The organism is Rhodoluna sp. KAS3 (assembly GCF_026000575.1).
GTDB lineage: Bacteria > Actinomycetota > Actinomycetes > Actinomycetales > Microbacteriaceae > Rhodoluna.
The window spans coordinates 1-20,307 of sequence record NZ_AP026910.1 but is presented as its reverse complement, the minus strand read 5'-3'; the positions used below and the strand labels follow the sequence as shown (position 1 = coordinate 20,307).

Here is a 20,307-nt window from a genome sequence, read left to right as displayed (position 1 = left end):
CAGCACAAATCACTAGACTGAAAATGTTTTTTATCAACGAGTGGAGCACGAATTGACTGAGCACCAGCGGGTTATCGCAGGCCGATACGAGGTAGGACACCTCATTGGTCGCGGTGGCATGGCAGATGTCTATGAGGGTGTTGATACCCGACTAGGCCGCACCGTTGCAATCAAGTTGCTCAAGTCTGATTTGGCCAACGACCCATCTTTCGAGGCACGCTTCCGCCAAGAGGCTCAGGCTTCGGCTCGCATGGCGCACCCAACCATCGTTCGTGTTTACGATGCCGGCGAAGAAGAAACCACCGACATCAACGGCAACCCACACAAGTTTCCGTTCATCATCATGGAGTACGTAAAGGGCCAGCTTCTTCGCGATCTTCTGCACGAACGCCGTCTAACTCTTCAAGAAACCCTAGACATTGCCTCTGGCGTACTTACCGCTCTCGAGTTCTCGCACCGTGCCGGTGTGGTTCACCGTGACATCAAGTCGGCAAACATCATGCTCAACGAGGCCGGCCAGGTTAAGGTCATGGACTTCGGCATTGCCCGTGCAGTCTCTGACTCATCGGCAACCATGGCGCACACCAGCGGCATCGTGGGCACTGCTCAGTACTTCTCACCAGAGCAAGCCAAGGGTGAGACCGTAGATGCCAGAACAGACCTTTACTCAACCGGTGTTTTGCTTTACGAAATGCTCTGTGGCCGCCCACCATTCAAGGGTGAGACCGCTGTTTCGGTTGCCTATCAGCATGTTTCAGAGGCAGTAATTCCTCCATCGCAGTTTGAGCCAAGCGTTAGCCCAGAGCTAGATCAGGTTGTGCTGCGTGCCCTGGCCAAAGACCGCGAAGAGCGCTTTCAAAGTGCCGAGGAATTCCGCGAGAACCTGCTGGCCGCAGCCAACGGTTCGCCGGCAACCATCGCTGCTCCGGTAATCGCTGCCCCAGAAACACCGATTGCTGAAGAGCCGGTTGTCGAGCCTGAGGTTGCACCTGAGCCAGAGGCAATTGCTGCCGAGGTGCCCGATGTTGCCGAAGCATCGGTGCTAGAAAACTCATACGCCGACGACGATTTTGAGGCGTTGCTGGGCGAGTTTGCCTCAGACAAAACAGTCGTCATGCCGACCGCTCCTGAGCCTGAACGCGCAGCTGCTCCGGCACCTGCGCCAATGTCTGCAATGGCATCAGCATCTGGCCCGTCGACCAACCCGTTCGACACCCTCGGAGTCACGATTCCGGCCAACACCGGTTCGACTCCGGCGCCGCTATTTGCCGAAGTTAAGCGCCCTTCAAACGGAATGCTTTGGGGCATCAGCTCTGGTGTCGGTGTGGTTTTGATTGGCTTGCTGATTTGGCTGTTCTCAATCAGTTCAACACCAGTTCCAATTCCTACCGATGTTGGCACCAAGGTTGCCGATGTTAGCAATTTGACCTACGACGTCGGCTACTCAACCCTCACCGATCAGGGTTTGATTGTCACCAAGATGTCTGAAACCAGCGACACCGTTCCGGTTGACACGATTATCCGCACCGATCCACCTGCGGGTACCAACGTTCCGGCTAACACCGTCATCACGGTTTACGTCTCAAGCGGCAAAAACACCGTCAAGGTTCCGGCCCTTTCGACCATGACCGAGGCCGAGGCCGCAGCTGCACTGGCGGCGGTAAAGCTCGAATTAGGTTCGATTACCCAGGCCCACAGCGCAACCGTTCCGGCAGGCATTGTTATTGAGTCCGACCCAGCGCTGAACAGTCAGGTACCTGAGGGCACCATCGTGAACCTCATCGTCTCTGATGGCAAGGTTATGGTTCCTGATGTAACCGGCCTAGGCATCGCTGAGGCCCGCTCGGCTATGTCTGCCCCGGATGTTGGTCTGCCATCAACCATCGGAACCATGGAGCCGTGCACCGGCACCAAGGGCACCACTGTGATTGGGCAGTCGATTCCGGCAGGTGTGGCTCCGCAGGGCACACCGATCACCCTCTATGTGGAGTGTTTGGCCGCCCAATAGGCAATTGAACTAGCCAGTTAATTGGCTAAATGATTTTTGGTTAGAACGTAACCATTGGGCTGAGCGACTTAGCGCGCTCGGCAGCGCCCTTCAGGCCGATTGACTCAAGCCAGTTGCCCAACATTTGGTAGCCACCCTGGGTCATGACTGACTCTGGGTGAAATTGAACTCCGTAAATTGGCAGTGTCTTGTGCTGCAGACCCATAATCACGCCACCCTTTGAGTTCTCACCCTTTTCGGTGCGGCTGGTCACAATCAAGTCATCCGGAACAGTTGAATCTACAACCGCCAACGAGTGGTATCTGGTTGCGGTGAAGGTGTTAGGAACATCCTGGTAAATCAAAGAATTATCGTGGGCAACCTGAGAGGTTTTGCCGTGCATCAGTTCTTCGGCGCTGGTTACCGTTGCACCCATTGCCTCGGCGATGGACTGGTGACCTAGGCAAACGCCAAAAACCGGCTGGCCGGTCTGCAAAGCCAGCTTGACTACCGGAATGCTGAGGCCGGCCTCGGCAGGAGTGCCTGGGCCTGGGCTGAGCAGAACGGCGTCATACTTGGCAAGCAGGGCAGGCAACTCTGACTCCGGAACGATGTCGTTGCGCAAAACCTCAGTCTCTGCACCAAGCTGCTGCAGATAACCGTTCAGCGTGTAAACAAAGCTGTCGTAGTTGTCGAGTACCAAAATCTTGACCATGTTGACTTAAGCCTACTTTGGAACTGCAACCAATGCCGGTGTCCCGCTAGAATTGCCTCATGTCTGAAAAGAAAATCAAGGCGCCTAAGGTACAGGCCACCAACACTGAAGATCAGCCAAACCCAGCTTGGTTCAAGCCGGTCATGTTTGGTTTCATGCTGCTTGGCCTCATCTGGATCATCACCTACTACGTGACCAGCGCCCAGTTCCCGCTAGGTGCAGGAACCCCGTGGAACCTAGAGAACTGGAACATTCTGATTGGTTTCGGAATCGCGATGGTTGGCTTCATGATGTCTACCCGCTGGAAGTAATCCAAGTATTCAAAAATTAGAAAATCCCCCGATTGGCTGAGGCCGGTTGGGGGATTTTTCTTTGACTTAGAGGGTGCGGGCGTTTAGCCCATGAGCATGGTTTGCATGCGGTAAAAAGTTAGGCCCACAAACACCAAAACCACACCGATAGCCCCGATGAGCTGGGTGCTGCGTTGGTTGCGGTTGCGAGTATTGGCATAAACGGCGGTCATCGCGCCACCGGCAAATAGTCCGCCAAGGTGAGCCTGCCAACTGACGCCAGGCATGATGAAGCCAAATACTAAGTTGATGGCAATGAGTCCAAGCAGGCTCTGAGATCTTTCGCCGACCGCGCGCAGAACCACAAAATAGGCTGCCATCAGGCCAAAGACTCCGCCAGAGGCACCGATTACCCAGGTATCTGGGGTGTTCAGGTACATAACTGCTACCGAAGAGCCGAAAACGGAAATCAGCCAGACGGCTAGGAATCTGAGTCGTCCGAGCATCGGCTCAAGAATTGAACCAAAGATGTAAAGCGAGTACATGTTTAGCAACACGTGCAGCGGGTTGGATTCACTGTGTGCAAATCCGGCCGTAATCATGCGCCAAGGCTCGGTGTAAACCGAAAGTGGCACAAAAGCCAGCTGGCTAGTGAGGTTTGAACCCGGAAAAATCTGAAGCAGCCAGATGGCAAGGTTAAGCGAAACCAGCCCGAGGGTTACTCGGGCTGGTGAACGCTTAAAGATGTTTTTCAAGAAAAATTAGATCTTCTCGATGGTGATTGATTCGATGATTACGTCAACCAGTGGCTTGTCGCGACCGTCGGTCTCAACGCCCTCAATCTTGTCAACAACCTTCTTCGAAACCTCGTCTGCAACCTCACCGAATACGGTGTGCTTGCCGAACAACCAGGTGGTCGGAGCGGTGGTGATGAAGAACTGTGAACCGTTGGTGCCTGGTCCAGCGTTAGCCATGGCCAACTTATAAGGCTCGTTGAAGTTCAATTCAGCGTTGATTTCGTCGCCGAACTGGTAGCCAGGGCCACCCATACCGGTGCCGGTTGGGTCTCCACCCTGAAGCATGAACTGAGAGATGATGCGGTGGAAGATCACGCCGTTGTATAGCGGCTTGTTGGTCTGAACCGCGCCGGTGCGAGGGTCGCGCCACTCGATAGAACCGGTTGCTAGACCCTCGAAGTTCTCGACAGTCTTAGGTGCGTGGTTTCCGAAAAGGTTGATTTTAATTGCGCCATGGTTTGTGTGAATGGTCGCTACAGAAGTGTGTGCAGTCATTCCTTTATTCTCTCACGGCAGCACTCTCTGGCAGACTAGTGAGATGGCAAAAAGGCGACCAGTTGGAGAGATGCTGGTTTCCGTTCAACTTGGTCGAGTTGTGCAAATTGATGCCGAAAAAGTCTCTCGCGGCACCTTTTTTACCACCGATGACCGCTGGCTAAATCAGCCGGTCAAAGAATTCTTGTCATTCGCCTTTCTGGAGCAAACCTCAGTCGGCAAGACGGCATCGGTGTTGGACCCTTTTGCCGGAGATGGCCACCTACTTGAAGTGCTAGCTGAGACCTACGGGGTGGAAACCAGCGGATACGACATCGCCGGCGGACAGTGGCCAGTAAACGATTCGCTGAAAAAGGTGCCCAATCCGCAGGGTTCGGTAATCGTGACCAATCCCCCTTATTTGGCCAATCATTCGGCCAAGCGCAAGGGGGTCAATTCCATAGTTGCCAGCTATTTCAAGCAGGGTTACGACAACCTCTGGAAGCTGGCTTTGGACCGCTGCCTGGCCTCGGCAGACTATGTCGTGGCGATTTTGCCTGAAACCTTCTTGCTCTCGACCTTTCCTAAAGATCGGCTGGCAGTGATTTCAGTGATTGAGGGGCAGTTGTTTGATGACACCGATGCCCCTGCGCTGGTGGCTTGTTTTGGGCCGGCAAGTGTTTCCGGGGCAGGATCGGTGTTTATCAACGAACGACTGATTGGCTCACTGGCCAGAATTATGGAATGCCGCGGTAAGGGTGGACGCCGCGGAAAACCGGCGCACTTCAACATTCCTGATGGGCGAATCGGTCTGCGGGCGGTTGACGGCGCCGATGGAAATACCCCGATTGAGTTTCTGCTGGCCGAAGACTTTGATTACCCGCGCAGTCGGGTCAAGGTCAGTTCACGCCTGATGACCTACCTAGAGCTGCCGACTCTGACTGATGCTGAGCTGCCGGGTTTTGTAATTCGAGCCAATCAACTGCTCAACTCGATTCGAGTTGAATCACACGATTTGGTGTTGGCGCCATTCAAGGGAAACATGAAAAACGGGCGCCGCCGCCGCCGGCTTGATTATGAGCTGGCCCGCGAAATCATTGCGCGATCTTTGTCCTAACAAATGGGCATAAACTCTAACCATGAATTTGCCACAGCCAAACATCATTGACCCATCCTCTGTTACCCCGATGCGTTGGGGCGTGATGGGTGCTGCCGGAATTGCCGAGGCTTTTGTATCGGGCGTACAGAAGCACACCAAGCAGCAAATTGTTGCCGTGGCCTCTCGCACACCGGGCAAGGCCGAGGCTTTTGCCGAACGGTTCGGCATTGAGTCACACGATAATTACGAGGACCTTCTGGCCCGCGAAGACATCGATGTTATTTACATTCCGACGCTGCCGACCCAGCACCGAGACCACGCACTGCAGGCCATTGCCGCGGGCAAGCACGTTTTGATTGAAAAGCCAATTACCCTCGATGCTGCCGAGGCTGCCGAAATCTTTGCCGCCGCAAAGGCTGCCGGTGTTTTGGCTATGGAGGCAATGTGGACGCGATACTTGCCTCAGTACGACATCATTCGACAACTGCTGGCCGATGAGGTTTTGGGCGACATCGAAATGGTAAACGTAAGTATGTGTCAGGCAAACCTAGAGGTGCCACGACTCTGGAAAAAGGGTCACGGCGACCCATTTTTTGACATGGGTATTTATCCGGTCAGTTTTGCACAGAGTTTTCTGGGCAACCCAACCTCAATCACCGCGCAGGGCAAACTAAACGCTGACCGAATCGAAGAAGAGGTCTCAGTTCAGCTCGGTTACGCCAATGGCGCCCGCGCTTACATCCTGCTGTCTGCTCGCGCATCAATTCCGGCGGTTGGGCAGGTTGCCGGAACCAAAGCCAAGCTAACCGTGGGGCCGGAATTCTGCATTCCATCATCGGTGGCTCTTGCTGGGGTTGATTTTTATGCTGAAACTGAGGTTTGGAAGGACCCGAACCCAATTGGCCACGAAGGGCTGGCCTACCAAGCCACCGCATTGGCTAGCTTTGTAGATCAGGGGCTTCTAGAGTCGCCGTTCGAATCACACAAAGACTCAATTGCCAACCTAAAAGTCTGTGAAGAGGTTATTCGCCTGATCGGCGCCGAGGTTGTGTAACCGCAATCATTAGGGCAACAAAGCCAAGTAACGCCGGAAATACGCCAAGTTGATCAATCGCTAGCCAAATGTATGTGCCGGCGGCCAGGGTCGATGCTCCCATGATGATTGACCAAAGCTGACTTCCGGTTCCCATTCTCGAGACCAAACTGAGAATGACCGATCCAAAACCGAGCATGGTGAAACTAATCACTGTGAAGAGCGACATGTATGGGTCTGGCTGCATAACCTGATTATTGCCTATCTGCCTGGCCCAAAGCCATTAGTTGGCGAGAAGCTCCTGCATGTATTCAATCTCTGCGGTCTGCGAGCTAATGATTGCTTCAGCCAGGGCACGAGCCTCGGCATTTGCGGAGTCCTTGATCATGCTGGCCATTTGAATCGCACCTTGGTGATGCTCGATCATGCCCTCGAGGTAAAGTCGATCAAAATCAGCGCCCTTAGCAGCCGCCAATTGCTCCATCTGCTCATCGGTGAGCATGCCGCCCATGTCGTGGCCCATATCGTGACCCATGTCGATAGATGCCCCGACACCGTTTAGCCAAGCCGTCATCTGTTCAATCTCAGGCGCCTGTGCGCCCTTGATCTGCGCGGCCAAGTCAAGAATTAACTGGTTTTCAGTGTTGGTTTCGGCCAGTGTAGACATGTCAACGGCCTGCTGGTGGTGAGGAATCATCATCTGGGCAAACATGATGTCCATGCCGCTGAAGTCTGCGGTTTCAGACTGCGATGAGCCCTGAGGGGCGTTGATGTTTACGGTGCAACCGGCCAATGCGGTAACGGCAATCGAGGCGATTGAAATTGCAACAACTAAACGGCGTGAAAGTCTCATCTGGCAATTGCATCACAAATTACTGAAAGCTGACTGGGAGTCAAAGCTAGACTGCACTGATGGACGTTTTGGTTACCGGATTTCTTACTGGCCTATCGCTGATCATGGCGATTGGAGCCCAAAACGCCTACGTTCTGCGCCAGGGTTTGGCCCGCAACCACGTATTGATGGTGGTTTTGATTTGCGCCATCTCTGACGCTGCCTTGATTGCAGTGGGCATCGGCGGCTTTGGCGCGGTTATTCGCAGCCTGCCGGTCTTGCTGGTCATCATCAAGTGGGTTGGCGTGGCCTACCTTGCCTGGTTCGCGTTCAAATCCTTCCGGCAGGCCACCAAATCTGAGGTCCTTCTGCCTTCTCAAGAGGCGCCGAAATCTGCGGCCGCTGTTGCCGGTGCGGTGCTCGGATTCACATTTCTAAACCCGCACGTTTATCTAGACACGGTTTTGTTCTTGGGCAGCATCGGGGCTCAGTTTGGCGAGGCTCGTTGGCTGTTCGGTATCGGTGCCGCCGTGGCTAGCGTAGTTTGGTTCTCAACCATCGGGTTCGGCGCGCGCGCTGCCTCAAAGCTCATGTCCAAGCCGGTGTTCTGGCGGGTCCTCGATGTTTTTATCGGTGTAGTCATGTTGGCAATCGCAGTCTCGTTGGCCTTCACCGACCTGAGTTAGACCTTAAACCAATCAATTGAGAGGTATAGGCTTTACGCATGACTTTTGCTGCTGATCTTTCGCCACGCGCCACCAAGGCCTGGCACATCACCGTGCTGATCTATTTCACGATCTTTGGGCTGACCTTTTCATCATTGATGGTGCGTTTGCCGCTGGTCCGTGAACTGGTTGATGTCACCACATCAGAGCTCGGATTGATTTTGTTCTTCGGCTCAATCGGTTCAATCACATCAGTCACGCTTGCCGGCCGATTTATCGCCAGATTCGGTACCAAAGTTGCTGTAATTACCGGAGTTTCCATCGTTACCGCCGGTTTTGTTGGTCAGGTTTCGTTTATTGCTAACGGAAGCGCGGTTGGTTACGCAGTATTTGCACTGGTCGCTGGTCTTGGTGTGGGCGTTGCCGATGTTGGCATCAACGTTGACGGTGCGGCAATCGAGGCAGCCACTGGCAAAACCGCCCTGCCAAAAATGCATGCTGGGTTTTCTATCGGTTCGTTGGCCGGGGCCGGTATCGGTATTTTCGCAACCCAAATCAACTTTGATTTGTTCTGGCAGATTGTAATTTTGAGCGCCATCACCATGGCCGTGCCTTTGACCACGGCCCGATTCTTGCCGGCCGGAAACGGCATTGAAGAACGCAAACAAGCTAAGGGCTCCAAGGTTCGCGAACCACGTGCTGCAATTTGGAAAGACCGCAGAATCATATTCCTGGCAATCGGCATCTTGGGAATCACCTTGGCCGAAGGCGCCTCAAACGACTGGCTAACGATTGCGTTGGTAGATGACTACCAAGAGAGCGATGCCAATGCAGGAATTGCCTATGCGGTTTTGCTTGGCGCTATGACGGTTACCCGGTTCTTTGGCGGCAACATCGCCGACCGATTTGGCAAGGCCCGCACTCTGCAGGTGTTGGCATTCGGCGGAATCATCGGCCTTTTGCTGATTATTTTTGGTGGCAACCTATACCTGGCCTGGCTCGGTGCTTTGCTCTGGGGCTGTGGTGTGGCCCTCGGATTCCCGCTTTACCTGTCCGCAGCTGGCGAAGGCGAAGACCCTGCTCGCAAGGTTGCTTTCGTAGCCAGCTCTGGATACTTGGCTTTCTTGGTTGGCCCGCCACTGCTGGGCTTCTTAGGTCAGGCCTGGGGTGTAACCAACATGTTCTTTGTTCTGGTCGCAGCCCTAGTGGTCACGTTTATCTTTGCGGCGGGAGCCGGCAACACCAAGGGCGCAGGCTCAGGCCACTAACGCCAATTACTTATTGGTGAAGTAACCGGTGTCGCCAACCAAGACGGTGTTGTCTGCTGGTACCGGTGCTGAGGCAGCCTTGACGATCTCTTCAGCAAATTCTTCAACGTTGTAAAGCTTGCCCACGGCTTCTTTACGAGCATCGATGGCGCCTGGGTTTAGGCGGTCAAGCAGGGTAGCCGTCACGGTTCCCTCAATCATGTCTCCCGAAACCACAACAAACTCGATGCCCTTTTCGGTCAACTCTGGAATCATGTCGCGAAGAGCATCCTCACCGGCACGCTTGCTTAGCGCCACTGGTACGTACTCAGGCATGGTTGGAGTCTCGCGGATGAAGTGCGCCTGGTGGCTGGTGACAAACACAATGCGTGAGCCGGCGTTCATCAGTGGCAAAGCGGTCTTCACTAGGTTTACCTGTGCATCGCGGTTGAGCTTCATGGCGTAGTCCTCTCCCTTGCCGGTCTCCATACCGCCAGAAGCGTTGAGAACCAAAAGGTCTAGGCCACCAAATTCAGCCTTTAGGGTTGCTGCCAAAGCGTCAATGCTTGAGTAATCGGTTAGATCTGCACCAACAACGATGGCTTTGCCGCCGGCTTCGATGATCTGGTTTGCAATCTTCTCGGCGCGAACCACCTTGTCGCGGTAGTTGATGGCGACGGTTGCGCCCTGCGCAGCCAGCATCTGGGCAACTTGTGCGCCAATGCCTCGTGATGAACCAGATACAAAAGCGTGCTTACCAGCGAATGAGTTAGTCATGCTTCAAGTTTAGTGAGAGCAAACCCCACGGCGATTCAGACTTTGAGGTGCCATAGATACAAAAATGCCCCCCTAGAAGGGAGGCATTTTATTTTTGGTGGAGATTAGGGGGGTCGAACCCCTGACCCCCTGCTTGCAAAGCAGGTGCTCTACCAACTGAGCTAAATCCCCGGGTCTTGTTGCTTTTGTTGCTTTTTGATTCTGCGGTTCAGAACCTTCTTTTGGTGAAGAAGCTTCCTGGTGGGCCTAGGAGGACTTGAACCTCCGACCTCTTCATTATCAGTGAAGCGCTCTAACCACCTGAGCTATAGGCCCGTAGAACCTCTATGACTTTACACGAATTTATTTATGAGTGCAAAGTCAGAGAAGAACTTAGTTACTGGTCGTTGGTGAAACCCACTGAGATTCCGCCGGTCAAACGTGCAATCACGTTGTAAATCGCGGCTGAAATACCGGTTAGCAGGGTACCGATAACAATGTTGAACAGTGCGGTGGTAATGGCAAATGACATCACGCGTGGCAAGCTCAACTGCTCGGCAACGTTTACGCCCGCCTCAGTTGTGCCGCTTCCGCCACCGATGATTCCGTTGATTAACGTGCTCAAGCTACCGAACAATCCGGTGCTGCTGACCACAAGCCAGATCAAGAAAAAACCAACAATCATGGCAATGCCGGTGGCAATGGTGACTAGCAGGCCTGCCTTGACAGCCGACCAGAAGCCAATTTGAACCAGCTTTAGCTTTACCTGCTTTGGCGCCGGACCGGTTGCGCGCGATGCGGCGCTCTTGGCTGCGGCCTTTAGGCGTTCTTTCATTCAGCTGCTCCTTCAGTGGCTACTTCGGCGGCTTCAACTTCGTCATCGCCGGCAATCTCATTCGACTCTAGATTGCGTTCGGTGTTTTTCGCTAGTCCGAGAATTACGTCATCCTCTTCGAATCGAGCAAAGACAACACCCATGGTGTCACGGCCCTTGGCTGGAACCTCGTTCACAGCTGAACGAACCACCTTGCCACTGGCTAGAACTACAAGAACTTCGTCATCTTCGGCAACGATGATTGCGCCAACTAGGTCTCCGCGCTTTTCTTCAAGCTTGGCTACCTTGATACCCAAACCACCGCGGTTTTGCGGGCGGTACTGAGAAACCTCGGTGCGCTTGGCGTATCCGCCTTCAGTAACCACAAATACAAAGGCTTCGTCAGCATCATTGATCACACTGGCAGAAAGCAGGTGGTCACCTTCGCGGAAGTTCATACCGATGTTTCCTGAAGTGTCGCGGCCCATTGGTCGCAGCATTTCATCGCTGGCTGAGAATCGGATCGACATACCCTTGTGTGAAACGAGCAGTAGGTCGTCAGCCTCGGATGCCAACATCGCTGAGACCAGTTCGTCGCCTTCGCGAAGTTTGATCGCGATAATTCCACCGGTTCTTGCAGTGTCATAGGCGTCTAGTGAGGTCTTCTTAACCAAACCATCACGGGTAGCAAGCACTAGGTATGGCGCCTGCTGGTAGTCCTTAAGGTCAAGAACCTGGGCAATCTGTTCATCAGGCTGCAGGGCAAGCAGGTTAGCTACGTGCTGGCCCTTGGTGTCGCGGCCACCTTCAAGAACCTCATAGGCCTTGGTGCGGTAAACGCGGCCCTTGTTTGTGAAGAACAACAACCAGTGGTGGGTTGTGGTCACAAAGAAGTGCTCAACAACGTCATCAGCACGAAGGTTGGCTCCCTTTACGCCCTTACCGCCGCGGTGTTGCTGGCGGTAGTTGTCACTCTTGGTGCGCTTGATGTAGCCACCGCGGGTGAGAGAGATAACCATTTCCTCTTCAGGAATCAGGTCTTCGACTGAAACATCGCCGTCAAAACCAGCAATGATTGCGCTTCGGCGGTCATCGCCGTGCTTTGCCACAACTTCATCAAGTTCTTCACTGATGATGGTGCGCTGGCGAACTGGGTCGGCGATGATTGCCTTGAAGTCAATGATCTGAGCCTCAAGCTCGGCTGCTTCATCAATGATTTTCTGGCGCTCAAGGGCTGCAAGCTGGCGCAACTGCATGTTCAGAATTGCACGTGCCTGCAGTTCATCGATGCTCAACAATGCCATCAAGCCATCGCGTGCTTCTTCAACGTTGGCGCTCTTGCGAATCAAAGCAATTACGGCGTCGAGTGCGTCGAGAGCCTTTAGGTAACCGCGCAAAATGTGGGCGCGCTCTTCTGCCTTACGCAGGCGGAACTGGGTGCGGCGAACAATAACCTCGACCTGGTGCTCAACCCAGTTGCTGATAAAGCCGTCAAGGCTCAAAGTGCGCGGAACACCATCGACCAGAGCCAACATGTTTGCGCTGAAGTTCTCTTGAAGTGGAGTCAACTTGTAAAGGTTGTTCAAAACAACGCGGGCAACTGCATCTTTCTTGAGCACAATTACCAAGCGCTGACCGGTGCGGCCAGAGGTTTCGTCACGGATGTCGGCGATGCCTTGGAGTCGGCCTTCCTTAACCAAACCGGCAATCTTTTCTGCCAAGTTGTCAGGGTTTACCTGGTAAGGCAGCTCGGTTACAACCAAACAGGTGCGGCCGTGCAGCTCTTCAACATTGATGATTGCGCGCATGGTGACCGAGCCACGACCGGTGCGGTACGCCTCTTCGATTCCCTTGCGGCCAAGAATGTGTGCGCCGGTTGGGAAGTCTGGGCCCTTGATGCGCTCGATCAAAGCCTCAAGCAGTTCTTCTCGGGTTGCCTCTGGGTTCTTTAGGTACCACTGGGCACCATCGGCTACTTCACGAAGGTTGTGAGGTGGAATGTTGGTGGCCATACCAACCGCAATACCAATGGATCCGTTGACCAGTAGGTTAGGGATGCGGCTCGGTAGAACGGTTGGTTCCTGGGTGCGACCATCGTAGTTGTCCTGGAAATCAACGGTTTCTTCGTCGATGTCGCGAACCATCTCCATGGCCAGCGGAGCCATGCGGCACTCGGTGTATCGAGGTGCAGCGGCAGGGTCGTTACCTGGTGAACCAAAGTTTCCCTGGCCTGAAATCAGCGGGTAGCGAAGGTTCCAGTCCTGAGTAAGTCGGACCATGGTGTCGTAAATCGCGCTGTCACCGTGTGGGTGGTACTGACCCATAACGTCTCCAACAACGCGCGAGCACTTTGAGAACTGCTTGTCTGGCCGGTAACCACCATCAAACATTGCATAGATAACGCGGCGGTGAACTGGCTTTAGGCCATCGCGAACGTCTGGAAGGGCGCGGCCCACGATAACGCTCATCGCGTAGTCGAGGTAGCTGCGCTGCATTTCGACCTGAAGGTCGACCTGCTCAATATTGTCGATTAGTCCACTTGCATTGGTGGTTTCGTCAGCCATGATTTCTCTTCTCTAAATCTTTCGTCGGTGTCGGCGGCCTAGATGTCTAGGAAGCGGACATCCTTTGCGTTCTGCTGAATGAATGAGCGGCGAGCATCTACGTCTTCACCCATCAGGGTTGAGAAGACCTCATCAGCCAGGGCTGCATCTTCGAGAGTTACCTGAAGCAAGGTGCGCTTGTCTGGGTCCATGGTGGTGTCCCAAAGTTCGTCGTAGTCCATCTCACCCAAACCCTTGTAACGCTGGATGGCGTTTTCTTTAGGAATACGCTTGCCAGCTGCGGCGCCGTCGGCCAAGGCCTTGTCACGCTGGGCGTCTGAGTAAACGTACTGGTGCTCTGAGTTTGACCACTTGATCTTGAATAGCGGTGGCTGGGCCAAGTAAACGTATCCGTGCTCAATGAGTGGGCGCATGTAGCGGAAAAGCAGGGTAAGAATCAGGGTGCGGATGTGCAGACCGTCAACATCGGCGTCGGCCATCAAAATGCACTTGTGGTAGCGGGCCTTAGTGACATCAAATTCTTCACCGATGCCGGTACCGAAAGCTGTGATGATTGCCTGAACCTCGGCATTTCCGAGGGCACGGTCTAGACGGGCCTTCTCGACGTTCAAGACCTTACCGCGCAGAGGCAAGATTGCCTGGGTCTCTGGGTTGCGGCCACGAACGGCTGAACCACCCGCAGAGTCACCCTCAACCAGGTAGATTTCTGAAAGTTCTGGCTTGCGGCTTGAGCAGTCGCGAAGCTTGCCCGGCATACCGCCAGACTCTAGCAATCCCTTGCGGCGGGTAGCCTCGCGTGCCTTGCGAGCAGCGTGGCGGGCAGTAGCAGCCTGAATTGCCTTACGAATAATGTCTTTGGCAACGTTTGGGTTGCGGCCAAGCCAGTCGCCCAGCTCTTCGTTGACCACGCGCTGCACAAAGGCCTTGGCCTCGGTGTTGCCCAGCTTGGTCTTGGTCTGGCCCTCAAACTGAGGCTCAGAAAGCTTTACCGAGATCACGCAGGTTAGGCCTTCGCGGCAGTCGTCACCAGAGAGGTTCTCGTCTTTTTCTTTGAGCAGGTTCTTCTCGCGGGCGTATTTATTTAGCAGCGATGTAAGTGCGGCGCGGAAGCCCTCTTCGTGGGTTCCACCCTCGTGAGTGTTGATGGTGTTTGCGTAGGTGTGGACGCTCTCGTTGTAAGCGTTGGTCCACTGCATGGCAATCTCAACCGACATGTTCTTCTCTTTGGTCTCAGACTCAAAAGAGATGATTTCTTCGTTGACGATCTCGTTCTTCTTTGAAACGTTGAGGTACTCAACGTAGTCGCGAAGACCGTTTTCGTAGTGATAGGTGTCGGTACGGCCGGTGCGCTCGTCTTCTAGAGAGATGCGCAGGCCCTTGTTCAAGAAACACATCTGCTGGAAGCGGGCACGAAGGGTCTCGTAGTCGTACTCAACAGTTTCGAAAATTTCTGGACTGGCCAAAAACTCAATCTGGGTTCCGGTGTAATCAGCTGGCTCACCCTTGGCAAGCGGGGCATCAGGCACACCAATCTTGTAGCTCTGGTTCCACAAGAAACCTTCGCGGGCAACCTGAACTCTTAGCTGGGTAGAAAGGGCGTTTACCACCGATGCACCCACACCGTGAAGACCACCTGAAACGGCGTAACCGCCACCGCCGAACTTACCGCCGGCGTGAAGAATGGTCAGAACAACCTGAACGGTTGAGATGCCCTCAGTTGGGTGGGTAGAAACCGGAATACCGCGACCGTTGTCTTTTACGCGGATCCAGCCGTCTTTGGTAATAGTGACGTTGATGGTGTCACAGTACCCAGCCAATGCCTCGTCAACAGAGTTGTCAACGATTTCGTAAACCAAGTGGTGCAAACCACGCGGGCCGGTAGAACCGATGTACATGCCGGGGCGCTTGCGCACTGCTTCTAGGCCCTCGAGGACCTGGATATTTCCGGCTTCGTAAGTGCTGTCAGACATATTCGGTTTTACTCCTTATTCGCGTGGTTAGGCCCGGTGAAATGCGGCTTCAGTAGCCGACTGATATTCGGGGTAACTAACTACCAAGAAGTCTACCTTTTTGGCCTGACAAAACCCTGTATTTGTGCGTTGTGTCGAGAAGCAAAAAACCGCGCCGTAGCGCGGATTAAGGGCCAATCAGGCTGGGGTTAAAGCGCCCAAAAAAGGGGGTTATCCGTAGGTGTCTCTCGGGCCTCTTCCGGGCACCGATCGAGGGCCCTTTTTCCAGCTCGGAGCATCCGGCCCCAACAACTTCAAACTTGTAATTTCAAGCTTCGGAAAAGCTGCCCTAATTTGCTCTAGAAGTTGAGTCTGCATGAGTCTCAATTGGGTTGCCCAGGCAGTTGACTTGCACCTAATTGTCAGCACGCCGTTGATTAGTGCCTCGGGCTGAGAGCTGGCAGCGTTGGTTTCGCCAACCACGGTGGCCCAGTTATTGAATAAATCAGCCTCTGAAAGCTGGCTTTCCCAGCGGAATGACTTTAAAAGACCCTCGATAGAGTCTCCGGCGGCAATGATGTCGCGTCCCTTCTCGAAAGGACGAGAGTTTTTGGCGTTTTCTTTTTCGGCAATCCGTTTTGCTTCGCGGCTAAGCCTTCCGGTAACCGCTTCACGCATTCGCCAATAGAACTCCTGGGCAAAATCTCTTTTATCCACCGGTCACCGTGCCCGAAATTACATTAAATACTGTGGCCTGGAGGGCCTTTGGAATGTCCTCGGCTACGGCTGCGGTGATCAAAACCTGTTCGTTGTTGGCCACCATTCCGGCCAATCGCTCACGCCTACCAGAGTCCAATTCAGCAAACACGTCATCCAGAATCAAAATTGGGTCGCCAGATCTGGTTTCGGCTCGTAGCAGCGCAATTGAAGCCAATCGCAGCGCCAAGGCGTAAGACCAGGATTCCCCGTGGCTGGCATATCCTTTGGCCGGTAAGTCACCCAGCATCAAGACCAAGTCATCGCGGTGCGGGCCAACTAATGTAATTCCCCGCTCAAGCTCTTTTGGCCGCACGAATGACAACTTTTTGCTGTACAGCTCGGTTATTTCTGCACGATCAGAGGTGTTGATGTACTCCAAATCCTCAGAGTCCTCATCAAACTGCACAATTGCTGCACCCAATAGCGATGATTTGACCAAAATCCTAGGCTCGTTGTTTGCAATTGCAATCGATTGGTAGGCCTCAAATAGATGTGGGCGAAGTCTTTCAATCAGGTCCAGCCTTGCGGCAATAATTTCAGAGCCGTAAGAAACCAATGATGCATCCCAGGCATCCAGTGTGCTCAGAGCAGAACCTTTGGTTCCGGTTTGTCTGGCGGTTTTTAGCAAAGTGTTTCTTTGCTTTAGAACACGCTCATAATCTGAATAAACACCGGCAAATCTTGGCCAAACCTGAATTACAAGTTCATCGATGAAAGCCCGGCGATTACTTGGATCACGCTTCACAATGTCGAGGTCTTCGGGCGCAAAAGTGACCGAATTCACAAACCCAAGAATGTCGCGCACTTTCGGGGCGGGTGATTTATTTATGCGGGCCTTATTGGCCGAATCGCGGTTAAGTTCTAACTCGATCAATACATCGCGCTCATCAAAACTTGCCATGGCCCGAATGACCGCCTGGCTTTGGTTTTGTTGAATCAGAGGAAGGTAGCCCGCGACCCTGTGGCTACTGAGGGTTGATAAATAGCGGATTGCCTCAACCAGATTGGTCTTACCCTGGCCATTTGGTCCAACCAGCAGGTTGACGCCTTGCGATAGCGAAAGCTCTGCGCTTTTGTAATTACGAAATTGGGCGAGCGAAAGATGCTTTATGTACATCTAACGCCCGCCCTTTTCTAATTCTTGTAATTCAGCCTTTTGTTTTAGTGCCTAGCGAACCAGAAGGTTTGGCTGAAGCAGGTAACGGTAGCTGTCAGAGTCGGTCTTTTCTTTTGATCCGTGGCTAGAAATCAGAACAGGACCAGGTTTGTTTGGGTTGTCGTTGTTGGTGAAAGCAATTTTCACAAATTCCCCGTGAACACCGGCTAGGCCATCAATCAAGAACTGAGGTTTGAGTGAAACAACAATTTCTTTACCGGTTAGCTCGGCGTTAATGTTTTCAGATGCCTGAGCAGTTTCATTTCCGGTGGCTTCCAGTGAAAGCTCGCCTTCGTTGAAGCTGTATCGCAGTGGGCTCTCGCGCTCAAGAACTAGAGCTACTCGACGGGTTGAATCGACTAGGTCACCGGTAGAAACCACAGCAAAGTTATCGATGTCAGTTGGGAACAAGCTCTTCACCGGCGGAAAGTTGCCCTTAAGTAGCAATGAAGTCACTGATCGGTTGTTTGCCTTGAAAGCAATCATTTCGCGATCGTCAGTCTTTGCAATTGCAATAGAAATTTCACCCTGGTTACCAAATGTCTTAGCAACTTCTTGCAAAGTTCTTGCTGGAACCAGTGCCACTGATCCGGCGCCCGATGGGCTTGCTACCCAGGCTGCTTCTCGAAGTGCCACGCGGTAACGGTCAGTTGCAACGAATGAAATTGATTTTTCACCGGTTTCTAGCTGAACACCGGTCAATACTGGCGTTACGTCATCCTTTGAGGCGGCAACAGCAACCTGGTGAACGGCGTCTGCAAAAGCTTCGCCAGAAATGGTGCCCGAAATAGCTGGAATTTCAGGAAGAGTTGGGTATTCCTCAACCGGCATGGTCAAAAGTGAGAACTTGGTTGATCCACATGAAACGGTAACTTTTGAACCATCGGTGGCAAATTCAACCGGAGCGTTAGGTAGCTTGCTGGCAATTTCAGAAAGCAAACGGCCTGAGACCAAAACTCGGCCTGAGGTTTCTACTTTGGCAACGATTTCTGCCTGAGCTGATACTTCGTAGTCAAACACCGATAGACGAAGTGCGTTGGCATCCGCTTCGATCAAGATTCCACCAAGAATTGGCAAAGTGGTGCGCTGAGGCAAAAGGCGGACAGCAAAAGAAACAGCTTCGCTGAGCACGTCTTTGTTTACTTGGAACTTCAAGGTTGACCCCAAATCTGCGCATGTTCAAGCGCAATAGTTTCTAGTCCTCAATCTTGGCACATTTATGCCCTAAAACCTTTGGTTTCAAGCCTCTGCACACCGAATGCTGTTTACCCCAAGAGTTATGAATCTGTCTAAATCTTTAAATATTTAAAACAACATTATTAACACCTGTGGAAAATGTGGATAACTGGCAACTTCTCAATGTTTCTCACGAAACTACAACCGTGTGAGATGTTTATACACTTGTGGATTATTCTGTGGATAACTTGACCGCCTGTGAGTTGTAATTTTTGTCATCACAACTTCAGCGTCCGTATTGCACTGTTAATTGCTAGTTATCCGGACTTATCCACAGACATGTTCATATGTTAATTTCTCCACATTTTTGTGGATTAATCACCCAATCGATCCTTAAATGACAAAACCACCCAAGATTTTGAGTGGTGATTGATGGCTTAGGAACTACTTTCTGAAGTTACTAACCCTTTGACGCTGTCTTAATACGCGCAATAATCTCGGTTACCTGGTTGTAGACGTAGCGGCGCTCATTCATGAATTCTGTAATTTTGCGCTGGGCATACATCACAGTGGTGTGATCACGTCCACCAAATAGCTGGCCAATCTTTGGCAGTGAAAGGTTGGTTTGCTCGCGGCAGATGTACATGGCAATTTGTCGTGCCAATGCAATAGCTGCGATGCGTGAGGAACCGTAAAGGTCATCTGGGGTGATCTTGTAATACGCAGCAACTGCATTGATGATTTCAATCGGTGCAATTACCTGGTCTGAACCCACTGGAACAATGTCTTTTAGAACCGTCTGAACCAGCTGCATGTCAACTTTTTGGCGGTTTAGGGCCGCAAAGGCGTTTACACGGATCAAAGTACCTTCGAGCTCGCGGATGTTTGAAGAAACGCGGGCTGCCATGTACTCGATGATGTCGTCGTCAACGCGAAGTTTGTCATTCTCAGCCTTCTTACGAAGGATGGCGATGCGGGTTTCGAGCTCCGGAGTTTGAATATCAGTGAGTAGACCCCACTCAAACCTAGAAACCATGCGGTCTTCAAAGCCGGTTAGCTGCTTTGGAGGAAGGTCCGAGGTAATTACAACCTGCTTGTTGTGATCATGCAGTGTGTTGAAAGTGTGGAAAAACGCCTCTTGGGTCTGATCTTTACCCTGCAAAAACTGAATGTCGTCGATTAGAAGAACATCGATGTCTCGGTATTCAGCTTGGAACATACCGGTGCGGTTGTTTTGAATGGCGTTGATGAAGTCGTTGGTGAACTCTTCACTGGATACGTAGCGGACCTTGATTCTTGGGTAAAGGTTCAATGCGTAGTGGCCAATGGCATGCAGCAGGTGGGTTTTACCCAGACCCGAATCACCGTAGATAAATAGCGGGTTATAGGCCTTGGCCGGTGCTTCGGCCACTGCAAATGAAGCTGCGTGGGCAAATCTATTTGATCCACCGGTAACAAAGTTGTCGAAGGTGTACTTAGGGTTTAGCCGGGTTTCGAAGCCAGATGTTGTCGCCGGGCCGGTAGAGACAGAGTCGGGAAAAGTTACCGGAGTTCCGGCTGGGTTTAGTGGCGGCCAGTTTGACTCAGGCGTAACTGCCGGAGGAGCCGGAACAAAATTTGCCTCGATATCTGGATTCACCACGGTTGCAAAGTTGATTGGGCCGCCGAATTCAGCGTTTATTGCCATGGCCTCTTGAATAAAGGGGCGCATGCGCTGCTGGATCATTTCGCGGGTTAGTTCGTTTGGAACCTCTAGATAAAGAGTCTCGCTAAGAACACCTTTTGGCTCAACCAGGCTCAAGAAGCCCAAGAGCTGAGGGGTTAGGCGTTCATCGTTGTTGAGTTTAGTAATCAGCGAGTGCCACAAACCTGTGACTAGATCTGCTTCTGCCATCTCAAACGCCTTCTTCTGCAACCGGCTGATTGCCAGTAAATCATTACCCTACGCCAAGTTTTCCACAAGGTTATCCACTATGTGAATAATGTGTGGATAA

The 20,307-nt window shown here is 52.6% G+C and carries 19 protein-coding genes and 2 tRNA genes; 6 read left to right on the top strand and 15 right to left on the bottom strand.

Annotated elements, in window-relative coordinates; all coding sequences use genetic code 11:
• Window positions 1-52 precede the first annotated feature (52 nt).
• Window positions 53-2,008, top strand: a complete 1,956-nt coding sequence (locus tag OO731_RS00105) for a protein kinase (protein WP_264890174.1) — start codon at window positions 53-55, stop codon at window positions 2,006-2,008.
• Window positions 2,009-2,048: 40 nt separating this feature from the next.
• On the opposite strand, the gene OO731_RS00100 is transcribed toward OO731_RS00105, so the two are convergent.
• Complete coding sequence (locus OO731_RS00100) at window positions 2,049-2,702, bottom strand: gamma-glutamyl-gamma-aminobutyrate hydrolase family protein (protein WP_138274789.1); 654 nt, start codon at window positions 2,700-2,702, stop codon at window positions 2,049-2,051.
• Between the two features lie 59 nt (window positions 2,703-2,761).
• On the opposite strand from OO731_RS00100, the gene OO731_RS00095 reads away from it, so the two are divergent.
• Window positions 2,762-3,013, top strand: coding sequence for a cell division protein CrgA (locus tag OO731_RS00095; RefSeq protein WP_138274788.1), 252 nt, complete (start codon window positions 2,762-2,764; stop codon window positions 3,011-3,013).
• A gap of 83 nt (window positions 3,014-3,096) precedes the next feature.
• Here OO731_RS00095 and OO731_RS00090 read toward each other — a convergent pair whose 3' ends face one another.
• The gene (locus tag OO731_RS00090) at window positions 3,097-3,747 is read right to left on the bottom strand and encodes a rhomboid family intramembrane serine protease (protein WP_264890173.1); all 651 of its coding nucleotides are present in this window, start codon (window positions 3,745-3,747) and stop codon (window positions 3,097-3,099) included.
• A gap of 6 nt (window positions 3,748-3,753) precedes the next feature.
• Window positions 3,754-4,284, bottom strand: a complete 531-nt coding sequence (locus OO731_RS00085) for a peptidylprolyl isomerase (RefSeq protein ID WP_138274786.1) — start codon at window positions 4,282-4,284, stop codon at window positions 3,754-3,756.
• A 43-nt stretch (window positions 4,285-4,327) separates the two neighbouring features.
• Between OO731_RS00085 and OO731_RS00080 the strand changes: the two genes are divergently transcribed.
• Together OO731_RS00080 and OO731_RS00075 are read left to right on the top strand one after the other, a co-directional pair.
• Window positions 4,328-5,380, top strand: coding sequence for a hypothetical protein (locus tag OO731_RS00080; protein WP_264890172.1), 1,053 nt, complete (start codon window positions 4,328-4,330; stop codon window positions 5,378-5,380).
• 22 nt (window positions 5,381-5,402) lie between these two features.
• Entirely contained in the window at window positions 5,403-6,416 is a 1,014-nt protein-coding gene (locus tag OO731_RS00075; protein WP_264890171.1) for a Gfo/Idh/MocA family oxidoreductase, read from the top strand.
• Here OO731_RS00075 and OO731_RS00070 read toward each other — a convergent pair.
• A complete protein-coding gene (locus tag OO731_RS00070; protein ID WP_264890170.1) occupies window positions 6,385-6,642 on the bottom strand; it encodes a hypothetical protein in 258 nt (85 codons plus the stop codon). The two genes, OO731_RS00075 and OO731_RS00070, sit on opposite strands and share 32 nt — an antisense overlap.
• 36 nt (window positions 6,643-6,678) lie before the next feature.
• A complete protein-coding gene (locus tag OO731_RS00065) occupies window positions 6,679-7,248 on the bottom strand; it encodes a DUF305 domain-containing protein (protein ID WP_264890169.1) in 570 nt (189 codons plus the stop codon).
• A gap of 59 nt (window positions 7,249-7,307) precedes the next feature.
• Here OO731_RS00065 and OO731_RS00060 point away from each other — a divergent pair, with 59 nt between their 5' ends.
• Together OO731_RS00060 and OO731_RS00055 are read left to right on the top strand one after the other, a co-directional pair.
• Complete coding sequence (locus tag OO731_RS00060) at window positions 7,308-7,913, top strand: LysE/ArgO family amino acid transporter (RefSeq protein ID WP_138274781.1); 606 nt, start codon at window positions 7,308-7,310, stop codon at window positions 7,911-7,913.
• 38 nt (window positions 7,914-7,951) lie between these two features.
• Window positions 7,952-9,160: an MFS transporter gene (locus tag OO731_RS00055; RefSeq protein ID WP_264890168.1), complete on the top strand. Its 1,209-nt coding sequence runs from the start codon at window positions 7,952-7,954 to the stop codon at window positions 9,158-9,160.
• A 6-nt stretch (window positions 9,161-9,166) separates the two neighbouring features.
• On the opposite strand, the gene OO731_RS00050 is transcribed toward OO731_RS00055, so the two are convergent.
• The 10 genes from OO731_RS00050 to dnaA all read right to left on the bottom strand — a co-directional run bounded on the left by OO731_RS00050 (window position 9,167) and on the right by dnaA (window position 20,207).
• Window positions 9,167-9,916: an SDR family oxidoreductase gene (locus tag OO731_RS00050; RefSeq protein WP_264890167.1), complete on the bottom strand. Its 750-nt coding sequence runs from the start codon at window positions 9,914-9,916 to the stop codon at window positions 9,167-9,169.
• 95 nt (window positions 9,917-10,011) lie between these two features.
• Window positions 10,012-10,087 (bottom strand) — tRNA-Ala (locus tag OO731_RS00045).
• Window positions 10,088-10,154: 67 nt separating this feature from the next.
• Window positions 10,155-10,231 (bottom strand) — tRNA-Ile (locus tag OO731_RS00040).
• Window positions 10,232-10,292: 61 nt separating this feature from the next.
• Window positions 10,293-10,730, bottom strand: a complete 438-nt coding sequence (locus OO731_RS00035; RefSeq protein WP_138314928.1) for a DUF3566 domain-containing protein — start codon at window positions 10,728-10,730, stop codon at window positions 10,293-10,295.
• Window positions 10,727-13,273: a DNA gyrase subunit A gene (gene gyrA / locus OO731_RS00030; protein ID WP_264890166.1), complete on the bottom strand. Its 2,547-nt coding sequence runs from the start codon at window positions 13,271-13,273 to the stop codon at window positions 10,727-10,729. The genes OO731_RS00035 and gyrA overlap by 4 nt, the downstream gene beginning before the upstream one ends.
• A 38-nt stretch (window positions 13,274-13,311) precedes the next feature.
• On the bottom strand, window positions 13,312-15,243 hold the full coding sequence (gyrB, locus tag OO731_RS00025; protein WP_138274776.1) for a DNA topoisomerase (ATP-hydrolyzing) subunit B: 1,932 nt from the start codon (window positions 15,241-15,243) through the stop codon (window positions 13,312-13,314).
• Window positions 15,244-15,453: 210 nt separating this feature from the next.
• Complete coding sequence (locus tag OO731_RS00020) at window positions 15,454-15,900, bottom strand: DciA family protein (RefSeq protein WP_138274775.1); 447 nt, start codon at window positions 15,898-15,900, stop codon at window positions 15,454-15,456.
• 31 nt (window positions 15,901-15,931) lie between these two features.
• Window positions 15,932-17,098, bottom strand: a complete 1,167-nt coding sequence (recF, locus tag OO731_RS00015) for a DNA replication/repair protein RecF (RefSeq protein WP_264890165.1) — start codon at window positions 17,096-17,098, stop codon at window positions 15,932-15,934.
• A 51-nt stretch (window positions 17,099-17,149) separates the two neighbouring features.
• Entirely contained in the window at window positions 17,150-18,292 is a 1,143-nt protein-coding gene (dnaN, locus tag OO731_RS00010) for a DNA polymerase III subunit beta (RefSeq protein ID WP_138274773.1), read from the bottom strand.
• 481 nt (window positions 18,293-18,773) lie between these two features.
• Window positions 18,774-20,207 (bottom strand): chromosomal replication initiator protein DnaA, encoded by a 1,434-nt coding sequence (gene dnaA, locus OO731_RS00005; protein WP_264890164.1) that lies wholly within the window; start codon window positions 20,205-20,207, stop codon window positions 18,774-18,776.
• Window positions 20,208-20,307: the final 100 nt, after the last annotated feature.

What these genes read in the sequence shown, in the direction of transcription:
- OO731_RS00065 (WP_264890169.1), bottom strand. Translation starts at nt 7,248, where the DNA reads ATGAGACTTTCACGCCGTTTAGTTGTTGCAATTTCAATCGCCTCGATT.
- OO731_RS00020 (WP_138274775.1), bottom strand. Translation starts at nt 15,900, where the DNA reads ATGCGTGAAGCGGTTACCGGAAGGCTTAGCCGCGAAGCAAAACGGATT.
- OO731_RS00095 (WP_138274788.1), top strand. Translation starts at nt 2,762, where the DNA reads ATGTCTGAAAAGAAAATCAAGGCGCCTAAGGTACAGGCCACCAACACT.
- OO731_RS00085 (WP_138274786.1), bottom strand. Translation starts at nt 4,284, where the DNA reads ATGACTGCACACACTTCTGTAGCGACCATTCACACAAACCATGGCGCA.
- gyrB (WP_138274776.1), bottom strand. Translation starts at nt 15,243, where the DNA reads ATGTCTGACAGCACTTACGAAGCCGGAAATATCCAGGTCCTCGAGGGC.
- gyrA (WP_264890166.1), bottom strand. Translation starts at nt 13,273, where the DNA reads ATGGCTGACGAAACCACCAATGCAAGTGGACTAATCGACAATATTGAG.
- OO731_RS00050 (WP_264890167.1), bottom strand. Translation starts at nt 9,916, where the DNA reads ATGACTAACTCATTCGCTGGTAAGCACGCTTTTGTATCTGGTTCATCA.
- OO731_RS00075 (WP_264890171.1), top strand. Translation starts at nt 5,403, where the DNA reads ATGAATTTGCCACAGCCAAACATCATTGACCCATCCTCTGTTACCCCG.
- recF (WP_264890165.1), bottom strand. Translation starts at nt 17,098, where the DNA reads ATGTACATAAAGCATCTTTCGCTCGCCCAATTTCGTAATTACAAAAGC.
- OO731_RS00060 (WP_138274781.1), top strand. Translation starts at nt 7,308, where the DNA reads ATGGACGTTTTGGTTACCGGATTTCTTACTGGCCTATCGCTGATCATG.
- OO731_RS00035 (WP_138314928.1), bottom strand. Translation starts at nt 10,730, where the DNA reads ATGAAAGAACGCCTAAAGGCCGCAGCCAAGAGCGCCGCATCGCGCGCA.
- OO731_RS00055 (WP_264890168.1), top strand. Translation starts at nt 7,952, where the DNA reads ATGACTTTTGCTGCTGATCTTTCGCCACGCGCCACCAAGGCCTGGCAC.
- OO731_RS00080 (WP_264890172.1), top strand. Translation starts at nt 4,328, where the DNA reads ATGGCAAAAAGGCGACCAGTTGGAGAGATGCTGGTTTCCGTTCAACTT.
- OO731_RS00070 (WP_264890170.1), bottom strand. Translation starts at nt 6,642, where the DNA reads ATGCAGCCAGACCCATACATGTCGCTCTTCACAGTGATTAGTTTCACC.
- dnaA (WP_264890164.1), bottom strand. Translation starts at nt 20,207, where the DNA reads ATGGCAGAAGCAGATCTAGTCACAGGTTTGTGGCACTCGCTGATTACT.
- OO731_RS00100 (WP_138274789.1), bottom strand. Translation starts at nt 2,702, where the DNA reads ATGGTCAAGATTTTGGTACTCGACAACTACGACAGCTTTGTTTACACG.